Annotated in this window: 13 protein-coding genes and 1 riboswitch; of the genes, 10 read left to right on the top strand and 3 right to left on the bottom strand. The window is 56.1% G+C overall.

Annotated features, from left to right (window positions below; all coding sequences use genetic code 11):
* The first annotated feature begins 2 nt into the window (after positions 1-2).
* The 3 genes from leuB to leuD are packed head-to-tail and all read left to right on the top strand — an operon-like array spanning position 3 to position 3114.
* Complete coding sequence (gene leuB, locus ACCW76_RS10910) at positions 3-1094, top strand: 3-isopropylmalate dehydrogenase (RefSeq protein WP_436338535.1); 1092 nt, start codon at positions 3-5, stop codon at positions 1092-1094.
* Positions 1095-1098: 4 nt separating this feature from the next.
* Positions 1099-2505, top strand: coding sequence for a 3-isopropylmalate dehydratase large subunit (leuC, locus tag ACCW76_RS10905; protein WP_436338534.1), 1407 nt, complete (start codon positions 1099-1101; stop codon positions 2503-2505).
* A gap of 3 nt (positions 2506-2508) precedes the next feature.
* Positions 2509-3114, top strand: coding sequence for a 3-isopropylmalate dehydratase small subunit (gene leuD / locus ACCW76_RS10900; protein WP_038649091.1), 606 nt, complete (start codon positions 2509-2511; stop codon positions 3112-3114).
* Between the two features lie 83 nt (positions 3115-3197).
* Here the strand turns inward: leuD and ACCW76_RS10895 are convergent, their stop codons facing one another.
* The gene (locus tag ACCW76_RS10895) at positions 3198-4379 is read right to left on the bottom strand and encodes an MFS transporter (RefSeq protein ID WP_436338533.1); all 1182 of its coding nucleotides are present in this window, start codon (positions 4377-4379) and stop codon (positions 3198-3200) included.
* A 253-nt stretch (positions 4380-4632) separates the two neighbouring features.
* On the opposite strand from ACCW76_RS10895, the gene sgrR reads away from it, so the two are divergent.
* The 4 genes from sgrR (at position 4633) to thiQ (ending at position 9729) form a co-directional block, all read left to right on the top strand.
* Positions 4633-6294, top strand: coding sequence for an HTH-type transcriptional regulator SgrR (gene sgrR / locus ACCW76_RS10890; protein WP_436338532.1), 1662 nt, complete (start codon positions 4633-4635; stop codon positions 6292-6294).
* A 35-nt stretch (positions 6295-6329) separates the two neighbouring features.
* Positions 6330-6424: riboswitch (TPP riboswitch) on the top strand.
* A 47-nt stretch (positions 6425-6471) separates the two neighbouring features.
* Positions 6472-7458: a thiamine ABC transporter substrate binding subunit gene (gene thiB / locus ACCW76_RS10885; protein WP_436338531.1), complete on the top strand. Its 987-nt coding sequence runs from the start codon at positions 6472-6474 to the stop codon at positions 7456-7458.
* The gene (gene thiP, locus ACCW76_RS10880; RefSeq protein WP_436338530.1) at positions 7458-9044 is read left to right on the top strand and encodes a thiamine/thiamine pyrophosphate ABC transporter permease ThiP; all 1587 of its coding nucleotides are present in this window, start codon (positions 7458-7460) and stop codon (positions 9042-9044) included. The genes thiB and thiP overlap by 1 nt, the downstream gene beginning before the upstream one ends.
* Positions 9028-9729: a thiamine ABC transporter ATP-binding protein ThiQ gene (gene thiQ / locus ACCW76_RS10875; protein WP_436338529.1), complete on the top strand. Its 702-nt coding sequence runs from the start codon at positions 9028-9030 to the stop codon at positions 9727-9729. The genes thiP and thiQ overlap by 17 nt, the downstream gene beginning before the upstream one ends.
* On the opposite strand, the gene ACCW76_RS10870 is transcribed toward thiQ, so the two are convergent.
* Positions 9726-10490: a DedA family protein gene (locus ACCW76_RS10870; RefSeq protein ID WP_200537420.1), complete on the bottom strand. Its 765-nt coding sequence runs from the start codon at positions 10488-10490 to the stop codon at positions 9726-9728. The genes thiQ and ACCW76_RS10870 overlap by 4 nt on opposite strands.
* A 166-nt stretch (positions 10491-10656) precedes the next feature.
* On the opposite strand from ACCW76_RS10870, the gene polB reads away from it, so the two are divergent.
* The 3 genes from polB to rluA all read left to right on the top strand — a co-directional run bounded on the left by polB (position 10657) and on the right by rluA (position 16756).
* Positions 10657-13017, top strand: coding sequence for a DNA polymerase II (gene polB / locus ACCW76_RS10865; protein ID WP_436338528.1), 2361 nt, complete (start codon positions 10657-10659; stop codon positions 13015-13017).
* Positions 13018-13169: 152 nt separating this feature from the next.
* Positions 13170-16076, top strand: coding sequence for an RNA polymerase-associated protein RapA (gene rapA, locus ACCW76_RS10860; RefSeq protein ID WP_200537418.1), 2907 nt, complete (start codon positions 13170-13172; stop codon positions 16074-16076).
* 20 nt (positions 16077-16096) lie between these two features.
* Positions 16097-16756, top strand: coding sequence for a bifunctional tRNA pseudouridine(32) synthase/23S rRNA pseudouridine(746) synthase RluA (gene rluA / locus ACCW76_RS10855; RefSeq protein ID WP_045816732.1), 660 nt, complete (start codon positions 16097-16099; stop codon positions 16754-16756).
* Between the two features lie 67 nt (positions 16757-16823).
* Here the strand turns inward: rluA and djlA are convergent, their stop codons facing one another.
* On the bottom strand, positions 16824-17636 hold the full coding sequence (djlA, locus tag ACCW76_RS10850; protein WP_034826068.1) for a co-chaperone DjlA: 813 nt from the start codon (positions 17634-17636) through the stop codon (positions 16824-16826).
* Positions 17637-17727 lie beyond the last annotated feature (91 nt).

Below are 17727 nucleotides of genomic sequence, written 5' to 3'. Positions count from 1 at the left end.
CTATGACTCAGTCTTATCATATTGCGGTAATGCCAGGCGACGGAATCGGCCCGGAAGTGATGGCGCAGGCCATCAAAGTTCTCGATGCAATTCGCGCACGCTTCGACATGCGTATCACCACCAGCGAATATGATGTTGGCGGTATCGCCATCGATCGTCACGGTGAACCGCTGCCGCCTGCCACCGTGGCCGGTGCTGAGCAAGCCAATGCGATTCTGTTCGGCTCTGTTGGTGGTCCAAAATGGGAACACCTGCCGCCGGCGGGTCAGCCTGAGCGTGGTGCACTGTTGCCGCTGCGTAAACACTTTAAGCTGTTCAGCAATCTGCGCCCCGCTTCCTTATATAAAGGTCTGGAAGCGTTTTGCCCACTGCGCAGCGACATCGCCGCACGCGGTTTCGACATCCTGTGCGTGCGTGAATTAACCGGCGGTATCTATTTCGGTCAGCCAAAAGGTCGCGAAGGTAGCGGTCCGCATGAGCGCGCATTTGATACCGAGGTGTATCACCGTTTCGAGATCGAGCGTATTGCGCGCAACGCCTTTGAAGCCGCACGCAAGCGTCGTAACAAAGTGACGTCAGTGGATAAAGCCAACGTGTTGCAGACTTCAGTGATGTGGCGCGAAATCGTTAATGAAGTGGCAAAAGATTATCCGGATGTGCAGCTGAGCCACATGTACATTGATAACGCCACCATGCAGCTGATTAAAGATCCATCACAGTTTGACGTGCTGCTCTGTTCTAACCTGTTCGGTGACATCCTGTCAGACGAATGTGCAATGATCACCGGTTCCATGGGCATGCTGCCTTCTGCCAGCATGAACGAAGAAGGTTTCGGTTTGTATGAGCCTGCGGGCGGTTCTGCGCCAGATATCGCCGGTCAGAACATTGCCAACCCGATTGCACAGATTCTCTCGTTGTCTCTGCTGTTGCGCTTTAGCCTGAATGCAGGTGAAGCCGCAGACAGTATCGAGCGTGCGGTCAGCCGTGCGCTGGAAGCGGGCCATCGTACCCGCGATTTAGCCGGTAACGGCCCAGCTGTGAGCACAGATGAAATGGGCAGCATCATTGCCGGTTTTATCGCTGAGGAAAAATAATAAAATGAAAAGCTTATACCAGAAGTTATTTGATGCACATGTCGTCCACGAAGCACCTAACGAAACCCCGTTACTGTACATCGATCGCCATCTGATCCATGAAGTGACGTCACCGCAGGCCTTCGATGGCCTGCGCGCGCACGGCCGCAAAGTGCGCCAGCCGTCGAAGACGTTCGCCACCATGGACCACAACGTTTCTACCCAGACCAAAGACATTAACGCGTCGGGTGAGATGGCGCGTATTCAGATGCAGGAGCTGATCAAGAACTGTGCTGAGTTCGGCATTCAGCTGTATGACCTGAATCACCCGTTCCAGGGCATCGTGCACGTTATCGGACCTGAGCAAGGGATGACACTGCCGGGCATGACCATCGTCTGCGGCGATTCCCATACCGCAACCCACGGCGCATTCGGCTCGCTGGCATTCGGTATCGGTACCTCCGAAGTTGAACACGTGTTTGCCACCCAGACCCTGAAGCAGGGTCGTGCCAAAACCATGAAGATTGAAGTGCTGGGCGAAGCTGCGCCGGGCATTACCGCCAAAGACATCGTGTTGGCGATTATCGGTAAAACCGGCAGCGCCGGCGGTACCGGTCACGTTGTCGAATTCTGTGGCCCAGCGATTGAAGCGCTGAGCATGGAAGGCCGTATGACGCTGTGTAACATGGCGATTGAAATGGGTGCCAAAGCGGGTCTGGTCGCACCGGATGACACCACTTTCGCTTACCTGAAAGACAAGCAGTTCGCACCGAAAGGCGAACAGTGGGATGAGGCCGTCGCTTACTGGCGCACGATGAAGTCCGACAGCGATGCCAAATTTGACACCATTGTCACTCTGAACGCGGCCGATATTGCTCCGCAGGTGACCTGGGGCACCAACCCAGGCCAGGTGATGGCGGTTGATCAGGCGATCCCAAATCCTCAGTCCTTTGCCGACCCGGTTGAACGTGCTTCTGCCGAGAAAGCATTGGCTTACATGGATTTGCAGCCGGGTATCAAACTGACTGAAGTCTCTATCGACAAAGTCTTTATTGGCTCCTGCACCAACTCACGAATTGAAGATTTGCGCGCTGCGGCAGCCATCGCTAAAGGCCGCAAAGTCGCCCCTGGCGTTGTTGCCATGGTCGTCCCTGGCTCAGGCCCAGTGAAGGCACAAGCCGAAGCCGAAGGTCTGGACAAAATCTTCCTCGAAGCCGGTTTTGAATGGCGTTTGCCAGGCTGTTCCATGTGTCTGGCGATGAACAATGACCGTCTGAACCCAGGCGAGCGTTGTGCCTCCACCAGTAACCGTAACTTTGAAGGTCGTCAGGGCCGTGGCGGTCGCACTCACTTAGTGAGCCCGGCGATGGCTGCAGCGGCGGCAGTAACCGGTCGTTTTGCCGACATTCGTGAATTGACTCAGGGAGCTTAAGCCATGGCGAACAAATTTACTCAACACACTGGCATTGTAGCGCCACTGGATGCCGCAAACGTCGATACCGATGCCATCATTCCAAAGCAATTCCTGCAAAAAGTGACGCGCACCGGTTTTGGCGCGCACCTGTTCCACGACTGGCGTTTTGAAGATGATGCGGGCACCGTGCCAACCCCAGGTTTCGTGCTGAACAAGCCGGAATTTAAAGGCACCAGCATCTTGCTGGCGCGTGAAAATTTTGGCTGCGGCTCATCACGTGAGCACGCCCCATGGGCACTGACCGATTTCGGTTTCCACGTGGTGATTGCACCAAGCTTCGCGGATATTTTCTATGGCAACAGCTTTAACAACCAGCTGCTGCCGGTGAAATTGAGCGATGAAGAAGTGGATGAGATGTTCAAACTGGTGGCCGCGCAGCCAGGCGTGACCTTTACCGTGGATCTGGAAGCCCAGACCGTCACGGCGGGTGATAAGTCTTACAGCTTTGAAATCGACAGCTTCCGCCGTCACTGCATGATTAATGGTCTCGACAGCATTGGTTTAACGCTGCAACACGAAGCGTCCATCTCCAACTACGAGACCACTCAGCCAGCATTCCTGCGTTAATGCCCTTTTCGGTGCGCTTCAATGCTTACCGAAAAGATTCGCCCTGAATGTCTATCAAGTCGCCTTTGTTGGCGACTTTTTATTTATTGGGCATCACGCACGCGCGACGCCAGCCCCAGCGCCACAACCGCCATCGCTAATGCCAGCCAATACACCGACTCATGGCCAAAGCGCTCGCTCAGCGTGCCCTGTATCAATCCCGCAATAATCAAACCGGTCGATATCGAGGTGGTAAACATCGTGGTCGCCGCGCCCGCGCGTCCCGGCATGAGATCCTGAAACCACAACATGCCAATCCCGGCGACGATGCCGATAAACGCCGCGTTGAACAGCTGCAGCACCATCAATGCCGTGCGCGACTGGAACAACACCAGTCCGAGATAGAACAGGATCGCCGCCACTAGCGCTAACAGCACCAACTTGCGCTTACCAAAGCGTTTGGCATAGTGCCCAGCCAGCAGCATGATAGGAATCTCCAGCCCTGCCGCCGTCCCCATCAATAATCCCGCCAACTTTTCCGGCAGCCCCAGCGTTGAGCTGATATACAGCGGCATGTCGATGATATACATGGTGTTGCACGCCCACATCACCACGGAGGCGATAAACAGCATCCGCACCTGGCTATCTTTCCACGGGCTGAGCTGGGTCAATACCTGCTCTGGCGTCGCGGCCACGCGCGGTACCGATGGCAGAGTACGCCAAATCAACAGCATACTGAGCAGGAAGATCGCCGCCGCTACGCAGAACAGCGTCACGAAGCCATAATTGAGGGCTAAGGCGAACGACAGCGGCGGGCCAATGACCCACGCCAGCGACAATTGCGCACGCATCACCGAACTGAACATCACCACTTCACGCGCCGACTGATCGGCATATTCCCGTGCCAGCGCAAATATCTGCGGTATTGCCACGCTGGCCAGTGCCGATAGCAACACCCCCACGCTGATCAGCGTCAGGTAATGACGATTAAAGGCAAACAGCAGCGCATTCAGTATCGCCATCAGGCAGCAAAATAGAATCAGATTGCGACGATCGCCACGATTGTCCGAACGCTTCGCCATTAGGAGGCTAATCACGATCCCGGCAATCGCGTTAATGGTAAAAAACAGCCCAACCCAAAACGGTCGCACCTGCACTTCGCGCGTCAAAAATAAACTGAGCGTGGGCGCCTGTAGAGCACCGGCGACGCCGGTCATAAACGACACCGCCATAAAAGAGAGATAAACCGGGTTGAGACGACGCTGGCGCGTTAACAGCGATTTCATGCAGAAATCCCTTTGCGGAGAAATGAGGCTAAGACAAAGAGGGTAGAAGATTTCACAGCAAAACGAAAAAAGCCAGCAGAGAAAACGCTGCTGGCGGTGAAATGCACCCTACTCAGAAAAGGCTCCACGTCGGCGGAACCGCTGGCAGAGCGCCATTCACTGCTGAATGCCTCCCGCTCTTCCATTACCTGGCAGTATGCCTCTAATATGGGGCAGGAAAAACTGAGCGATTCTGAGAAGGAGTTCCCCTTTTATGTCCTCTGCGCGACTGCAACAGCAGTTCATCCGCCTATGGCAAAGCTGCCAGGGAGTGGACCAGGAAACCACCTTAAGCGATCTGGCTGAACGGCTGCACTGTTCGCGACGCCATATGCGCAATCTGCTAAATGCCATGCAGGATGCGGGCTGGCTGATTTGGCAGGCAGAAGCCGGGCGCGGCAAACGTTCTAGTCTGAGCTTCAATTACACCGGCTTAGCACTGCAACAACAGCGCGCGGAAGATTTACTGGAGCAGGACCGCATCGAACAGTTGGTGCAACTGGTGGGCGATAAGAATCAGGTGCGGCAGATGATTGCGGCCCATCTCGGGCGTAGTTTCCGCCAGGGCAAGCATATCCTGCGCGTGCTCTATTACCGCCCGCTGCCCAATCTGCTGCCTGGCTCGCCGCTGCGTCGTTCGGAAACCCATCTGGCGCGACAAATCTTTAACGGCCTGACGCGAATAAATGAGGAAAAGGGGGAAATCGAAGCGGATATCGCCCACCACTGGCAACAAACATCCCCGCTCCACTGGCGTTTCTTTTTACGACCCGCGATTCGCTTCCACCACGGCCGCGAACTGGAGATGGAAGACATCATCGCCTCACTGGAACGTGTACGCAGTCAGCCGCTGTTCTCACATATCGATAAACTGCACTCTCCCGCGCCCTGGACACTGGATATTCATCTGACGCAGCCTGATGACTGGCTGCCCTGGCTGCTGGCCAGCGTCAGCGCCATGATCCTGCCGCGTGAGTGGCCGACGTTGCGCCATTTTGCCCGTCAACCCATCGGCACCGGCCCCTACAGTGTGGTACGCAACCAGCAGACGCAGCTGAAAATTGCTGCCTTTGATGACTATTTTGGCTATCGCGCGCTGATTGATGACGTGTCGATTTGGGTGCTGCCGGAAATCAGCGACGAGCTGGTGTATGCCGGCGTGAAGCTGCAGGGGGAAACCGCCGATGAGAAGTCCGAAGAGAGCCGTCTGGAAGAAGGCTGCTATTTCCTGCTGTTCGACCAGCGCTCAGAGCGTGGTAAGGATACCCATTTCCGCCGCTGGGTGAGCTATCTACTCAATCCGATTGCCCTGCTCAACCATGCGGGTGTGGGCTATCAGCGCTACTGGTTCCCGGCATACGGTTTCTTACCGCGCTGGCACCATCGCCGCGATCTCACCCCGGCCGAAAAGCCTGATGGGCTAACGCAACTGACCATCAGCTGGTACAGCCATCATGTTGAGCATGAAGGGATTGCTAACGCCCTGCGCCCGTTGCTGGCTGAACAGGGTGTCGAACTGATTACGCGCGAGCTGAGTTATGAAGCATGGTTCGAAGGTGAAGGAGAGAGTGACATCTGGCTCGGCAGCGTCAACTTCACTCTGCCGCTCGACTACGCACTGTTTGCGCAGCTCTACGAATTGCCGCTCATGCATCACTGCGTTCCGATTGACTGGCACGCAGATGCACAACAGTGGCGACAGAAAGCCTTGCCGCTGGCCGAGTGGAGCAAACAGTTGGTGAACAGCGACTTTGTTCATCCGCTCTTCCATCACTGGTTACTGCTGGAAGGCCAGCGCAGTATGCGCGGTGTGCGGCTCAACACGCTCGGCTGGTTTGACTTTAAATCGGCCTGGTTTGCGCCACCGGAGCTGTGACACTTTCGCGCTGTCACAGAAGTGTCTAAAATAAGCCGTTCTCAACGGGGTGCCCTGGTTTTGGGCTGAGAGAAACCCGTCGAACCTGATCCGGCTCATACCGGCGTAGGGATTTGAGATGAGCGATAACTCAGATCCTTTGCGACTCAACCTTATCTTCTCCTCAAGGAGCGCAAAGTGTTAAACAAAGTCTTGCCCGTGTTGCTGTTGGTCTCTGCCCCTGTGTTAGCTGCCAAGCCTGTTCTTACTGTTTACACCTACGACTCGTTCTCTGCAGATTGGGGCCCCGGCCCTGCCGTCAAAAAAGCCTTTGAAGCCGAGTGCGGCTGCGAACTGAACTATGTGGCGCTGGAAGATGGCGTGTCGCTGCTCAACCGCGTGCGGATGGAAGGCAAAAACAGCAAAGCCGATGTGGTGCTGGGCCTCGATAACAACCTCGTGCAAGCCGCCGAAAAAACCGGCCTGTTCGCGAAAAGCACCGTCGACACCAGTAAATTGCAACTGCCTGATAGCTGGCATAACGACACCTTCGTTCCGTTCGATTACGGCTACTTCGCCTTCGTCTACGATAAAAACAAGCTGAAGAACCCACCGAAAAGCCTGAAAGAACTGGTCGAAAGCCCGGAAAAGTGGCGTGTGATCTATGAAGATCCGCGCACCAGCACGCCGGGATTAGGCCTGCTGCTGTGGATGCAAAAAGTGTATGGCGATAAATCACCTGACGCCTGGCAGAAGCTGGCACAGAAAACGGTCACCGTCACTAAGGGCTGGAGCGAAGCCTATGGCCTGTTCCTGAAAGGCGAAGGCGATTTGGTGCTGAGTTACACCACCTCTCCCGCTTATCACATCATTGAAGAGAAGAAAGATAACTACGCCGCTGCGCCGTTTAGCGAAGGCCATTATCTGCAAGTGGAAGTGGCTGCACAGCTCGCTAGCAGCAAACAGCCGAAACTGGCGCAGCAGTTTATGCAATTTATGGTGTCGCCAGCCTTCCAGCAGACCATTCCGACTGGCAACTGGATGTATCCGGTGATCAAAAGCGATCTGCCTGCCGGTTATCAGTCGCTGACCGTTCCGGCGAATGCGCTGCAATATCGCTCAGCCGAAGTGGCCGATCATCGCGCTGACTGGATTCGCACCTGGCAACAAGCCGTTAGCCGTTAATGCCAGCCTGGTTAATTCCTGGAAGTGCCGTTGCGCTGCTATTGTGCGCAGTGGCACTGCTGGCGTTTGGTGCCTTAACGCTGGCCGCGCCCGTCACTGACTGGCGCGCCTTGCTCACTGACAGCTATCTGCATCACGTGCTGGCGTTTTCGTTTGAGCAGGCGCTGCTGTCCGCATTGTTCTCGGTGCTGCCATCAATTCTGCTGGCACGCGCGCTGTATCGCCGTCGCTTTCCAGGGCGCACGCTGCTGCTGCGTCTGTGCGCCATGACGCTGGTCTTGCCGGTTTTGGTTGCGGTATTTGGCTTGCTCAGTGTCTACGGTCGCAGCGGCTGGCTGGCACAACTCTGCGCCTTAGCAGGACTCGACTACCACTTCTCACCCTATGGCCTGCAGGGCATTCTGCTGGCACACGTGTTCTTCAATCTGCCGCTCGCTACCCGCATGCTGTTGCAGGCGCTGGAAAGTATTCCCGGCGAGCAGCGTCAGTTAGCCGCCCAGCTTGGCCTGCGCGGGTGGAACCAGTTTCGTTTCGTCGAGTGGCCATGGCTGCGACGCCAGATTCTGCCCACCGCCGCACTGATTTTTATGCTGTGCTTCGCCAGCTTTGCCACCGTGCTGGCACTAGGCGGTGGACCGCGCGCCACCACGCTGGAACTGGCCATCTACCAGGCGCTGAGTTTTGATTACGATCCCAGCCGTGCAGCCCTGCTGGCACTGTTACAGCTTGGCTGTTGTCTGCTGCTGGTGCTGTTAAGCCAGCGCTTCAGCAAAGCCATCCCCACCGGCAGCCAAAATATTCGAGGCTGGCGTGATCCCCAGGATTGCTGGCATGCCCGGATCGGCGACACGCTACTGATTGTCTGTGCGCTACTGCTGTTACTGCCGCCGCTCGCTGCGGTGATCGTTGATGGCTTGCGCGGTGGTGTTGCAGGTGCGCTGCAACAACCCGCGTTATGGCAAGCGACCTTCACCTCACTGCACATCGCCCTCGGCGCCGGATTGCTGTGCGTGGTACTGACGATGATGTTGCTATGGAGCAGCCGTGAGCTACGGCAGCGCCAGCGCAATATGGCGGCACAGGCGATGGAACTGAGCGGCATGCTGATTCTGGCGATGCCAGGCATCGTGCTGGCCAGCGGCTTTTTCCTGCTGTTCAACGCCACCATCGGCCTGCCGCAGCGTGCCGATGGCTTAGTGATCTTCACCAATGCGCTGATTGCCATCCCCTATGCGATGAAAGTGCTGGAGAACCCGATGCGCGATATCAGCGCTCGCTACAGCCCGCTCTGCGCCTCACTGGGCATTGCTGGTATTCATCGCCTGAAACTGATTGAACTGCGCGCGCTGAAGCGGCCCATTGCGCAAGCGCTGGCGTTTGCCTGCGTACTGTCGATTGGTGATTTCGGCGTGGTGGCACTGTTTGGCAGCGCCGATTTCCGTACGCTGCCATTCTATCTGTTCCAGCAAATTGGCGCTTACCGCGGCGCAGACGGTGCCGTGACGGCACTGCTGCTGTTACTACTGTGCCTGTTACTCTTTACCCTGATGGAAAAACTGCCGGGTCGCCATGCTGACACTGAATAACCTCACTTACCTTTACCAGCATCTGCCAATGCGCTTCCGTTTTGAAGCCCAGGCGGGTGAACGTTTGGCAATCCTTGGTCCCAGCGGCGCAGGCAAAAGCACCTTGCTCAGTCTGATCGGTGGTTTTTTGCCAGTGAGCCAGGGAAGCCTGATGATGAATGGCGTCGATCACACGCGCAGCGTGCCCTCTGCACGACCAGTGTCAATGCTATTCCAGGAGAACAATCTCTTCCCGCACCTGACAGTGCAGCAAAATATGGGGTTAGGTTTGCATCCGGGCTTGAAATTGACGCGGGAACAGCAACAACAACTGGCCACCATCGCTGAGCAGACCGGATTAGCGGAGATGCTGAACCGCTTGCCCGCGGAGCTTTCTGGTGGTCAACGCCAGCGTGTGGCCTTAGCACGCTGCCTGTTGCGCGATCGGCCAATCCTGCTACTGGATGAACCCTTCTCTGCGCTCGATCCGGCGCTGCGCGGTGAGATGCTGCAACTGGTGCGTTCGGTGTGCGAAAGCCGCATCATTACTTTGCTGATGGTGTCGCATAGCCTGGAAGACGCTCAGCAAATTGCGCCGCGTAGTCTGGTGGTGGTTGATGGTCGGATTTACTGGGATGGCAGCACGGCGAGCTTAATCAGTGGAGAGAGTGAAGCGGCTGCCATCCTTGGCGTGAAAAGGCCTTAAGCGAAGAACACCTTCCACAACAGATGGCGGAAGATGGGCATCATCGGGTGATACTGAATGGCGATAAACGCGGCCACGCCGATAACAGCGGCCAGCGGTGCCAGCCAGCGCAAGCGCGCCTGCGGCAGATATTTCGTTGCCCAGTCAGTGGTTTTGCCACTGCGCCACCAGCGCCACATCAGCCAGCAACCCATCCACACCAGCAACGCCACCAGCAACAGCAGCCACTTAAAATTGCCGCCTTGCGCGGCCTGCGGCACATCAATCGCCACACCGGCGAGGATACCCGGCATCAGATAAGCCGGCGGCCAGAGAATACAGCCAATCAAATTGGGCGGCAGGAATTTGCGCACTGGCAGCTCCAGCATGCCCGCTGCCAATGGAATCAACGGCCGCGTCGGGCCGACGAAGCGCCCCACCAAAATCGTAAACATGCTGTGTTCATGCAGCGCGTGCTCGGTTTTATCCAGCAGCCCCTGATACTTTTTCAGATATTTCCAGCGGTGTAATGGCCCCTGAAACTTCCAGCCGATGCCATACGAGACCCAGTCGCCAATCAGGCAACCGGCAAAACCCGCCGCCCAGGCAGGATAAAGGCCAATCTGTCCGCTGCCCACCAGCGCCCCAAGGCTGGCCATTAATACGGTTCCTGGCAACAGCAATCCCACGAACGCCAGCGACTCAAGGAAGGTCACCAGCGCCACGGCCATCAGCGCGTACTCCAGCGATTGCGAAAACAGATGTTGAATCCAGGCTTCCATAACTATCCTCTGCGGAATATAGAGGCTGGATTGTCCGGAGCCAGCGCCGAACCGTCAAGGCAAGAATTGTAGAACGATGTTGACAGAGTGCTGACACTATCGCCACACACAGGCACTGTATAAACATCCATGATATACTTCAGGCAATTCATTTCCCGGAGTTAACGTGACCGAACCGCGTGCAGGTTTTCTGCTTACCCGCCACTGGCGAGATACCCCAATCGGCAGCGAAGTGGTGCTGTGGCTGGCGACTGATGAGGGTCCACAGCGGCTGGTGCTACCGGCACAGGAGTCCGTGGCTTTCATTCCAGAAGAATTCCGCCAGCAAACCGAAACGTTGATCCGAGGCGAGCGGCATACCCGTGTGCAATCGCTCAAACTGAAAGATTTCCGCCGTCGTCCGGTGTTTGGTCTTTATTGCCGCAGCCACCGCCAGCTGCAAAACCTTGAAAAGCGGCTGCGGGAAAATGGCATCGCGCTGTATGAAGCCGATATCCGCCCGCCAGAGCGCTATTTGATGGAGCGTTTTATCACCGCACCGGTGTGGTTTAGCGGCGAGGTGCGCGGCGATAGCGTGGTCAATGCTCGTCTGAAACCGCATCCAGATTATCGCCCGCAGCTAAGATGGGTTTCGCTAGATATTGAAACCACGGAACACGGTGAGCTGTATTGCATCGGGCTGGAGGGCTGCGGTCAGCGCCAGGTTTACATGCTGGGTCCGCCCAATGGCGATGCCAGCACGCTCGATTTCGATCTCATCTATGTGGATAGCCGCCCGCAGTTGCTGGAGCAGCTCAATGCCTGGTTCGCTCGCCACGATCCTGATGTGATCATCGGCTGGAGCGTGGTGCAGTTCGATCTTCGCGTCTTGCAGAAACACGCTGATCGTTACGGCATTCCGCTGCGTTTAGGTCGCCAAAATCAGGCACTGGAGTGGCGTGAGCACGGTTTTAAACCTGGGGTATTCTTCGCACAAGCCACAGGACGATTAGTGATCGATGGCATTGAAGCGCTGAAATCCGCGTTCTGGGATTTTCCCTCTTTCAGTCTTGAGGCGGTGTCACGCCAGCTCCTCGGCGAAGGAAAAGACATCGACAACCCGTGGCAGCGCATGGAAGAGATCAACTGGCGCTTTGCCCATGACAAACCCGCGCTGGCGAAGTACAACCTGAAAGATTGCGAGCTGGTGACGCGCATTTTCCAGCACACCGCCATCATGCCATTTTTGCTGGAGCGCGCCACGGTGAACGGCCTGGCGGTCGATCGTCACGGCGGTTCGGTGGCGGCGTTTGGTCATCTTTATATTCCACGCATGCATCGCGCTGGATTCGTGGCACCTAACCTCGGTGAAGTCGCCCCCGAAGCCAGCCCCGGCGGTTATGTGATGGACTCACGGCCCGGCCTGTACGATTCGGTGCTGGTGCTCGATTACAAAAGCCTTTATCCCTCCATTATTCGCACCTTCCTGATCGATCCCGTCGGTCTGGTGGAGGGGCTGGCGCATCCAGACGATGCCGATTCCGTGCCCGGCTTCCGTCATGCGCGCTTCTCACGCCAAACCCATTGCCTGCCAGCGATTGTGGAGCAGATTTGGCAAGGCCGTGAAGCAGCGAAACGCGACGGCAATCAACCTTTGTCACAGGCGCTGAAAATCATCATGAATGCCTTTTACGGCGTGCTTGGCACCAGCGCCTGTCGCTTCTTTGATCCACGTCTTGCGTCTTCTATTACCCTGCGTGGCCACGCCATCATGCAGCAAACACGCGAGCTGATTGAGGCCGAAGGGTTTGATGTGATTTATGGCGACACCGACTCGACCTTTGTCTGGCTCAAAGGCGCGTACAGCGAGGCGGAGGCCGCCGCCATTGGGCATCGTCTGGCTAAACAGGTCAATGCGTGGTGGCAGCAACATCTGCAGCAGACTTACGGGCTAGAGAGCGCACTGGAATTAGAGTACGAAACCCATTTCAGTCGCTTCCTAATGCCGACCATTCGCGGTGCCGAGCAGGGCAGTAAAAAGCGTTACGCCGGGATGATTCGCAGCGACGGAACAGAGCGGTTGGTGTTTAAAGGGCTGGAGTCGGTGCGCACCGACTGGACGCAACTGGCGCAGCAGTTCCAGCAAAATCTGTATGGCCGAATTTTCCGTGGCGAACCGTGGCAGGATTATATCCGCGAGACCGTGGCCCAGTTGCTGGCAGGCGAACTGGACGAATTACTGGTCTATAAAAAGCGTCTGCGCCGCCCGTTAAAAGATTACGAAAAAAACGTGCCACCCCATGTGCGCGCCGCGCGCCTCGCCGATGAGCAAAATCGGAAATTACAGCGTCCGCTGCAGCACCAAAATGGTGGGTCCATACGCTATGTGATGGCGACCGCTGGCCCGGAACCGCTGGAAGCACGTACCACGCCGCTCGACTACGATCACTACGTCACCAGGCAGTTACAACCGGTGGCAGATGGAATTTTACCTTTCGTTGGCGATGACTTTGCTACACTTATCACCGGGCAGCTGGGGCTTTTTTGACAGGTGACGAATGCCCTGCCATCCAGTACCATAGCGCCCTTCCTGTTTCTCACCGCATAGACACCCTGACCAAACTCTTGTTTGGCGGTGTTGTATTGCCTGAGTGCAGGTGAACTTCTTTATGGCATGTCAGAGAGTCGAGCTAAAAATATATGGTTTTTACACTGGGTCAGCGCTGGATTAGTGATACGGAAAGTGAACTGGGATTAGGAACGGTGGTGGCGATCGATACGCGCATGATCACCATGATGTTCCCGGCAACCGGCGAAAACCGCCTGTATGCCCGTAATGATGCTCCCGTCACCCGTGTGATTTTCAATCCGGGCGACACCATCACCAACCACGAAGGTTGGCAGATGAGCGTCGATGAAGTCCGCAACGATAACGAATTAATGACTTACATCGGCACGCGTCTCGACACCGAAGAAAGCGGCGTGGTGATGCGCGAAGTGATGCTGGACAGCAAACTGGTGTTCAGTAAGCCTCAGGATCGCCTGTTCGCCGGTCAGCTCGACCGTATGGACCGTTTCTCCCTGCGCTTCCGTGCGCGTAAATACCAGAGCGAGCAGTATCGCCTGCCGATCAGCGGTCTGCGTGGCATGCGCACCAACCTGATTCCGCATCAGCTGCATATCGCCCATGATGTCGGCCGTCGTCATGCGCCACGCGTGTTGCTGGCGGATGAAGTGGGCCTGGGTAAAACTATTGAAGCCGGGATGATCATTCAGCAACAGCTGCTGGCCGGTCGTGCCGATCGCGTACTGATCGTGGTGCCGGAAACGCTGCAGCACCAGTGGCTGGTAGAGATGTTGCGCCGCTTCAACCTGCGCTTTGCCCTGTTTGATGACGACCGCTACACCGAAGCCCAGCATGACAGCGATAACGCCTTCGAAACCGAGCAGTTAATTATCTGCTCGCTAGACTTCGTGCGTCGCAATAAGCAGCGTTTGGAATTACTGGCTGATGCCGACTGGGATTTACTGGTGGTCGATGAAGCTCACCATCTGGCCTGGAGCGAAGAGGCACCCAGCCGTGAATATCAGGTAATTGAACAGCTGGCGGAAAAAACGCCTGGCGTATTGCTGCTGACGGCAACGCCGGAACAGCTGGGCCTGGAAAGTCACTTTGCCCGTTTACGTCTGCTCGATCCAAACCGCTTCCACGACTTCAGCCAGTTTGTGGCTGAGCAGCAGAATTATCGTCCGGTGGCTGATGCCGTCAGCTCATTGCTGGCCGATCAGGCAATCACCAAAGAAGAGATGAACCTGATCAATGACCTGATCGGCGAGCAGGACATCGAGCCGCTGCTGCAAGTGGCGAACAGCGATCGTGAAGGCAAAGAAGATGCGCGCAAAGAGCTGGTCTCGATGTTGATGGATCGCCACGGCACCAGCCGCGTGCTGTTCCGTAACACCCGTAACGGCGTGAAGGGCTTCCCGAAACGCGAGCTGCACCAGATTCGTTTGCCACTGCCCGCGCAGTATCAAACCGCGATTAAAGTTTCCGGTATTATGGGCACGCGCAAGAGCGCAGAAGAACGCGCACGTGACATGCTGTATCCGGAAAAGATTTATCAGGAATTTGAAGGTGATAGCGGTACCTGGTGGAACTTCGACCCGCGCGTAGAGTGGCTGATGGGTTACCTGACCAGCAACCGTAAAGAGAAAGTGCTGGTGATTTGCGCTCAGGCCGCCACTGCGCTGCAACTGGAACAGGTGCTGCGTGAGCGTGAAGGTATTCGTGCCGCGGTGTTCCACGAAGGATTATCCATTCTGGAGCGTGACCGTGCTGCGGCATTTTTCGCTTCAGAAGAAGAAGGTGCGCAGGTGCTGCTGTGCTCGGAGATCGGTTCTGAAGGCCGCAACTTCCAGTTCGCCAGCCGCCTGGTGATGTTCGACCTGCCGTTTAACCCGGACCTGCTGGAACAGCGTATTGGTCGTCTCGACCGTATCGGCCAGATGCACGACATCCAGATTCTGGTGCCGTGGCTGGAAAAAACCGCCCAGGCGGTGCTGCTGCGCTGGTATCACGAAGGCCTGGATGCGTTTGAACATACCTGCCCGACTGGCCGCACCATTTATGACAGCGAATACAGCAAGCTGATTGAATACCTTGCCGCGCCAGAGAATCCGCAAGGGCTGGATGAGTTCATTGCAGAAAGCCGCAAACAACACGACACGCTGAAATCACAGCTGGAACAGGGTCGTGACCGTTTGCTTGAGCTGAACTCCAACGGCGGCGAAGCGGCACAAGCGCTGGCGAATGCGATTGGTGAACAGGATAACGACACTGACCTGGTCAACTTCGCACTGAATCTGTTCGATATCGTCGGTATCAATCAGGAAGATCGCAGTGACAGCCTGATCGTGCTGACGCCATCCGATCATATGCTGGTGCCGGATTTCCCAGGTTTGCCGGAAGACGGCTGCACCGTGACCTTCAACCGTAACCAGGCGCTGTCGCGTGAAGACACCCAATTCATCACCTGGGAACATCCGCTGATCCGTAATGGTCTCGATTTGATCCTGTCCGGCGATACCGGCAGCTGTGCATTATCACTGTTGAAAAACAAAGCGCTGCCGGTGGGTACGCTGCTGGTTGAGATGGTCTATGTGGTTGAAGCGCAGGCACCGAAAAGCCTGCAACTCACTCGCTTCCTGCCGCCAACGCCGGTGCGTTTGCTGATGGATCGTGCGGGCAACAACCTGGCAGGCAAAGTGGAGTTTGAAAGCTTTAACCGCCAGTTAAATGCCGTGAATCGCCATACCGGTAGCAAACTGGTTAACGCAGTGCAGCAGGAAGTGCACGAGATTCTGACGCAGGCCGAAAAAGTGGTGATTCCGGAAGCACAGGCGATCATCGCAGCGGCGAAAGTCGAGGCGGATGAGAAGCTGAGTGCCGAGCTGTCACGTCTTGAAGCGCTGCGAGCGGTCAACCCCAACATCCGCGATGATGAAGTTGAAGCGCTGGAAAGCAATCGCGAACAGGTGCTGGCAAGCCTCGGTGATGCGGGCTGGCGTCTGGACGCGCTGCGTCTGATCGTTGTTACGCACCAATAATTGCTGAAGGCCACTACGACATGTTGATGGAAGCCTACAATCCGCCGCTCGAACCCTGGCTACATATTCTGTATCAGGACGAGCACATTATGGTGGTCAACAAGCCAAGCGGGTTGTTGTCGGTGCCGGGCCGGCTGGAGGAGCACAAAGATAGCGTGATGACGCGTATTCAACGTGATTTCCCCCAGGCGGAATCGGTGCATCGACTGGATATGGCGACCAGCGGGGTGATCGTGGTGGCACTGAATAAAGCCGCAGAGCGCGAGTTGAAGCGGCAGTTCCGCGAGCGTGAGCCGTCAAAGTACTATGTGGCGCGCGTTTGGGGTCATCCAGCCGCGGAAGAAGGATTGATCGATCTGCCGCTGATTTGCGACTGGCCCAATCGCCCGAAGCAAATGGTGTGCTTCGAGAACGGCAAAGCGGCGCAGACGGAATATCAGGTGCTGGAGTACGAAGCCAGCCACAGCGCGCGAGTGCTGCTCAAGCCGATTACCGGGCGCTCGCATCAGCTGCGCGTGCATTTACTGGCGCTGGGTCACCCGATTTTGGGCGACCGCTTTTATGCTCATGAAGAAGCGCTGGCAATGGCGCCGCGTCTGCAACTGCACGCGGAGTCATTAACCATTACCCATCCGGCGTTTGGCAATAGCATGACGTTTAAGCAGCCAGCAGATTTTTAATCTGCAGGTCATAAAAAAGGGCCGTCAGTCATGACGGCCCTTTCAAATTCAATCTTAACGTTCCAGGCTATTTAAATCCTTTCTCCTTACGAATCAAATCGTAAGCCGCCTGAATCTCCTGCGCCTTCTGCTTCGCCATCTCCATCATTTCTGGCGGTAACCCTTTCGCCACCAGTTTGTCTGGATGGTGCTCACTCATCAGCTTGCGGTAGGCTCGCTTAATCGTGGTGCTGTCGTCACTGCTTTTTACCCCCAGCACACTACAGGCATCATCCAGCGTCGGTCCGCGTTTCGCCTGTTGATAAGCACCGCCATATGAGGAGCCACCGCCGCCAAATTGTTGCCCACCTTCCATCATGCGCAGGAACTGATCGAACTGTGCCCGCGAAATGCCCAGCTCTTCCGCGATCACATACAGCACCTGGCGTTCATTGGGATGCAGCGAACCGTCAGCAAATGCCGCCTGAATCTGAATTTCCAGAAACATCCGAATCAGATCAAAACGGCCAAAGCAGGCACTGCGCAGTTCACGCAACTTATTACGCAGCGGATAGTCACTTTGCTTCCCTTCGCGGAAAGCGCGCTGCGCTGCCGTGCGGGCATCGCCATGCAATTGCATACGATCCATAAATAAGGAAGCAATCTGGATATCTGCCTCGGTGACGCGCCCTTTTGACTTGGTCAAATGACCCATCACCTGAAAAGTGGTACTGAAAAACAGCGTCTGTCGCGCCTGATTATTGGCGAAATAGCCCTGTCCTTTTACGCTGCGCACTTTGTCAAACATATGACCAATGATCAGACCCAGTACAATGCCCCAGAAGCCTGCTCCGGAAAGTAAGCCGAGAGCCAGACCAATAACTTTTCCCCAGTAGCGCATAAACTCCTCAATTCGCCATGCTTGCGGCTGAAAATTGCATTATCATACCTTTCATTTACTTCAGTGCCTAACAGCAACGCGATCAGACAAG

Origin of the sequence: Pantoea sp. C8B4, from assembly GCF_051336905.1 — a bacterium.
GTDB lineage: Bacteria > Pseudomonadota > Gammaproteobacteria > Enterobacterales > Enterobacteriaceae > Pantoea > Pantoea rwandensis_B.
Note: the sequence above shows the minus strand (reverse complement) of the source record. Positions and strands in the feature narration are given on the sequence as shown.